The organism is Skermanella sp., from assembly GCF_059503625.1.
In genome coordinates, this window is record NZ_JCACHA010000011.1 from 1 (window position 1) to 4,568 (window position 4,568).

General features: G+C 67.9%; 4 protein-coding genes. All 4 read right to left on the reverse strand.

Going from position 1 to position 4,568, the window contains the following annotated elements:
* The coding region (ubiB, locus tag AC5JJ6_RS00260; RefSeq protein WP_496040116.1) for a 2-polyprenylphenol 6-hydroxylase at nucleotides 1–1,396 on the reverse strand (1,396 nt) is incomplete at its 3' end.
* Between the two features lie 31 nt (nucleotides 1,397–1,427).
* Nucleotides 1,428–2,270 carry a bifunctional demethylmenaquinone methyltransferase/2-methoxy-6-polyprenyl-1,4-benzoquinol methylase UbiE gene (gene ubiE / locus AC5JJ6_RS00265; protein WP_496040117.1) on the reverse strand — a complete coding sequence of 281 codons (843 nt, stop codon included), beginning with the start codon at nucleotides 2,268–2,270 and terminating at the stop codon, nucleotides 1,428–1,430.
* A gap of 111 nt (nucleotides 2,271–2,381) precedes the next feature.
* Nucleotides 2,382–3,755, reverse strand: coding sequence for a homoserine dehydrogenase (locus AC5JJ6_RS00270; protein WP_496040118.1), 1,374 nt, complete (start codon nucleotides 3,753–3,755; stop codon nucleotides 2,382–2,384).
* Nucleotides 3,756–3,842: 87 nt separating this feature from the next.
* The coding region (locus tag AC5JJ6_RS00275; protein ID WP_496040119.1) for a GntR family transcriptional regulator at nucleotides 3,843–4,568 on the reverse strand (726 nt) is incomplete at its 5' end.

A 4,568-nucleotide genomic window follows, 5' to 3' on the forward strand; every position in this document is an offset into this window, starting at 1 on the left:
CCACGCGGGCTTCGGGGCCGCGGTTTTCCCGCATCCAGTCCTCGATCAGCGGACCCGCCAACTCCCACATGTTGATGTCGGGGTTGAGCGCGCGGCCAACGCCTTCCGCCGTCAGCATGCTCTTCTGAAGCAGCAGAAGCTGAGGCTGGGTTTCCATCTCGAACTGTTCGGTCACCGCCAGCAGTTGTGCCAGCAGACGGCCGATGGAGATCTCGTGCAGCGGCTTGTTCAGCAGCGGCTCGCCGATGGCGCGGCACGCCTGGGTGAAGTTCTCGATGTTCTGGTGGGCCGGGACGTAGCCGGCCTGAAAGTGGACTTCCGCCACCCGGCGGTAGTCGCCGTTCAGGAAGCCCAGCAGCATGTCGGCCAGATAGTAGCGGGTGGCGCGGTCCAGCCGGCCCATGATCCCGAAATCGACCGGCGCTATGTTGCCGCTCTCGTTGACGAACAGGTTGCCGGGATGAAGGTCGGCATGGAAGAAGCCGTCGCGGAAGACCTGGTTGAAGAACGAGGATGAAGCCTGCGCCAGCACGTCGTCGGGGTCGAAGCCCGCCGCCCGGATGCGGTCCACCTCGTCCACCTTGATGCCCCGGATACGCTCCAGCGTCAGCACGCGCTGGCTGGTGCGGTCCCAGTCCACCCTGGGCACGTTGAAGGCGTCGTCGCCCCTGAAGTTGTCGGCAAGCTCGGAGGCGGCCGATGCCTCCATCCGCAGGTCCATCTCCATCCGCACGGTGTCGGCGAAGATCTGGACCACTTCGTCCGGCCGCAGCCGCTTCAATCTGGGCTGAACCGTCAGCGCCAGTTCCGACAGCCAGCGGAACAGGTCGAGGTCGCGGCGGAACGCCAGCTCGATCCCCGGACGCAGCACCTTGACCGCGACCTCGCGGGAGCGAGGGTCGTTCGGCTCTCCCCTCCCGTCATGGCCGCGCGCGTAGTCGCCGCGCGGGTCGGCGCCGTCCGGGCGCTTGGCGATGATGGCGAAATGGACCTGGGCTATCGAGGCGGCGGCGATCGGCTTCTCGTCGAAGCTCTCGTAAAGCTCGTCGATCGGCCGGCCCAACTCCGTCTCGATGATTCGGCGGGCCTCTTCGGCGGGGAAGGGCGGCAGCTTGTCCTGCAACTCCGCCAGATCGGCGGCGATGGCCTCGCCCACAAGATCGGAACGGGTGGACAGGATCTGGCCGAGCTTGATGAAGCTGGGGCCTAGATCGCGGAGTGCTGCGGCCAGCCGCTGGCCGGGCCGTCCCGGAACGTTCTTCGCCGAGATCAGGCGGGCGAAGGACGACACGCCCGGCACTACGTCCCGAAGTTCGTGCGGGAAGAGCGCGTCGTGACGGCCGAGCGTGCGCATGATCACGATCAGGCGGGCAAGGTTGCGGATCGTGCGGATCATCGGGACTTTTGAACCGGTTCAGGAAAAGGGATCAGAGCCGCCAGCCGGAATGGATCGCGGCGACTCCGCCGGTCAGGTTGCGGTACCGCACCTGACCGAACCCGGCCGCCTCGATCCGTCCGACCAGACTTTCCTGATCGGGGAACTGGCGGATGCTCTCGACCAGGTACTGGTACGCCTCCCGGTCGCCGGCCACCATCTGACCCAGGCGGGGCAGGACGGTGAAGGAGTATTGATCATAGATGTCGCGCAGGACCGGCAGGACAACCCTGCTGAACTCCAGGCAGAAGAATCGGCCGCCCGGTTTCAGCACGCGGCGCGCTTCGGCCAGTGCCGAGTCGATCCGGGTCACGTTCCGCAGGCCGAAGGCGATCGTATAGACATCGACCGACCGGCTCTTCAGCGGCACCTTCTCGGCATCGCCGACGATCCAGTCGACGCCGTCCAGCACGCCCCGGTCGATGGCGCGGTCGCGCCCGACCAGGATCATCTGCTCGTTGATGTCGCAGACGAAGGCGTTGGCCCCGCCGCCCGCCGCATCCAGGAAGCGGAACGAGATGTCGCCGGTGCCGCCGGCCACGTCGAGCAGCGTCATGCCCGGACGCGGTCTGATCATCTCGATCAGCGTCGATTTCCACAGGCGATGGACGCCGCCCGACATCAGGTCGTTCATCAGGTCGTAGTTGGTCGCGACGCTGTCGAATACCTGACGCACCATCGGCGCCTTGGCGTTGGGATCGACCTCGCGGAAGCCGAACCAGCGGGCCTCGGGCGCCTCGCCGCGCTCGGACGGCGTTGAGGGACGCGTGGCGCCGGAGGCGGGCGGAACGGACGGGTCGCGCATCGGCGCGCCGGGGGATGCTTCATCGGCCATGATCCGCACCATAGCGGCTGGAGCGTCCACTTGCCAGTTGCCAGCGCTGCCTTTCCGCATGGATAGCCATGCGGGCCATGATGGCGTCCTTTTTGTCGCGCCCGATCCGCCTTAGGCGTTCTCGAACACAGCGTCCTGCTCGCGCCGCAGGCGGACCAGGGCGCTGCCGGCGTCGAGATCGACGTCGGCGACCGTCAGCACCGCCCCTTTGGCGACGGGCCGCAGGACCCGCCGTCCCGCCGCCAGATAATACGGTACCGGAGATTCGGGCCGCAGTGCCGAGCCCGGCAGGATCAGCGGATCGAAGGCGGGAACCGCGTGGCGGGCCGCCATCTCCATCACTTCACCGGGAGCGAGGTCGCGATTGGCCCGTGCCGCCAGATCGACGCGCGGCTTCACGTCGGAGCCGCCGGAAGACTGCCCCTGGCGGACGGCGGATAGGACCGAGATGGGAGCTTCGACGCCCAGCAGGTGGATGGGGTTGTGCAGCAGCAGGTAGCGCCCGTCCTTGCTGGCGGGGATGCCCTTGGACGTCAGCAGCAACCCCGTAGCGCGGTCCGGCGTTTCCACCACGACGAAGACCCCGCCGGCGAAGCTCAGTTCGTCCGGCCGGCGCAGGCAGGCGAAGACGTCGACGACCCCGGTCCGGCCCAGGATGCCGCCGTCTTCGGCGGGCCGGAAGACCGAGGGCAGTTCCACCGTCCGGACGACCGGCGCGTGCAGTTCCGGCCGGTCGGCGGCGAGCCCGCAGTGGTTCGCCACCACGGCCATCTCGCACAGGTCGGGCACCGTCCCGGTCTCCAGCCCGCCGACGAAGCGTTCGGCAAGGACCGCGTGCGGGTCGGCGTCGAACAGCCTGCCATAGCCCTTTGTCTCGACCGTGCGGCCCCAGCAGGTCACCGTCTCAGCCACCGGGTCGAAGACATAGTCCGACTCGCTGGCCTTGCCGGCGGCGATCACCGGCAGGCCGAGCATCCCGGCCCGTGCGATCAGGCCGATCAGCAGGGCCGGCTGGTCGCCGTCCACGGGCGTATGGACCAGCCCCGCAGCCTTCGCGCGGTGAGCCAGCAGCGGGCCGATCGTCACTTCCGCTTCCTTGGTGACGAGCGCCAGATGATAGCCGCTGCCCAGGGCCTGCTCCGCCACACGGGCAGCCGCTTCCGGCTGGCCGGTCGCTTCCACGACAGCGTCAAGCGGCAGGTCGGCGACCAGCGCCAGATCGTCCACGACGGCGACCTGTCCCCGTTCCATCGCCGCGAGGATCGTCGCGCGGCCGGAGCAGAAGGCGATTTCGGACGCCGGATAGCCGGCGCGCAGCAATGCCGCTTCCGACCGGGCGGCGTCGCGGTCGCAGACCAGCCGCAGGCGGAGGTCCGGGATGCGCCGGACCTGCGCCGCGAAGGTCGCGCCGAACTCTCCGGCGCCGACCAGGGCGATGGATGCCGGTTTCGTTCCGGCGGGTGAGCGGGGATGCGTCGGGTACATGTTTCCTCCTCCCGTAAAGCTTATCGCCACGGGTTTCCGGCCGGACGGGCCGGCCTGATCGATTGTCGGGTGATTGTTTTTGTTAACTCAAATCGAATCGGCGACCCGCAGCCATGTCTCGGCCAGATGGTCGGACAAAGCCCTGGAGAGCCTCGGCCCATCCCGCGCCTCCAGCGCCGCGATCATCTCCTCGTGATCGGCGACCGCCGCGTCCCAGTGCTCCGGCTTCTCGTTGCCGATGAAGCGGATGCGCTTCAGCCGGGCCTGCAACTGGGTGTGGACCATCGACAGCGCCTCGTTGCCGGTGATCCGGATGAAGGCGGAATGGATTTCCTGGTTCAGCTTGTAATAGGGCAGCCGGTTGCGGACCGCGTAGTAGCCCATCATGGCGTCGTGCAGGCGGCGAACTTCGCGGATGTCGCTGTCGGACGCGTTCTCGCAGGCCAGCTTTCCCGCCAACTCCTCCATGGCCGACAGGACGACCAGCATGTCCTTGACGTCCTTGTGGGTCAGCTTGCGGACCAGCGCTCCCTTGCCCTGGACCAGATCGACCAGGCCTTCGCGCGCCAGCACCTTCAGCGCCTCGCGCAGCGGCGTCCTGGAAATGCCGAGCTGCTGCCCGAGTTGCCCTTCGTGGATGCGGGAGCCGGCGGCCAGCGTGCCTTCGATGATCATGTCGCGGACCCTGATCACGACGACGTCGTGCAGGGTCGGCCGGTCGATCCGGATGTCCCCGGCAACGGCGGGAGCACCGCCCAAGGCTTCCGCCGCAGTCACTTCAGCCGCAGTCACATCCGCCTTCATGGCAACGCT

Coding starts and splice junctions, on each gene's coding strand:
- ubiE (WP_496040117.1), bottom strand. CDS start 2,270: ATGGCCGATGAAGCATCCCCCGGCGCGCCGATGCGCGACCCGTCCGTT.
- AC5JJ6_RS00270 (WP_496040118.1), bottom strand. CDS start 3,755: ATGTACCCGACGCATCCCCGCTCACCCGCCGGAACGAAACCGGCATCC.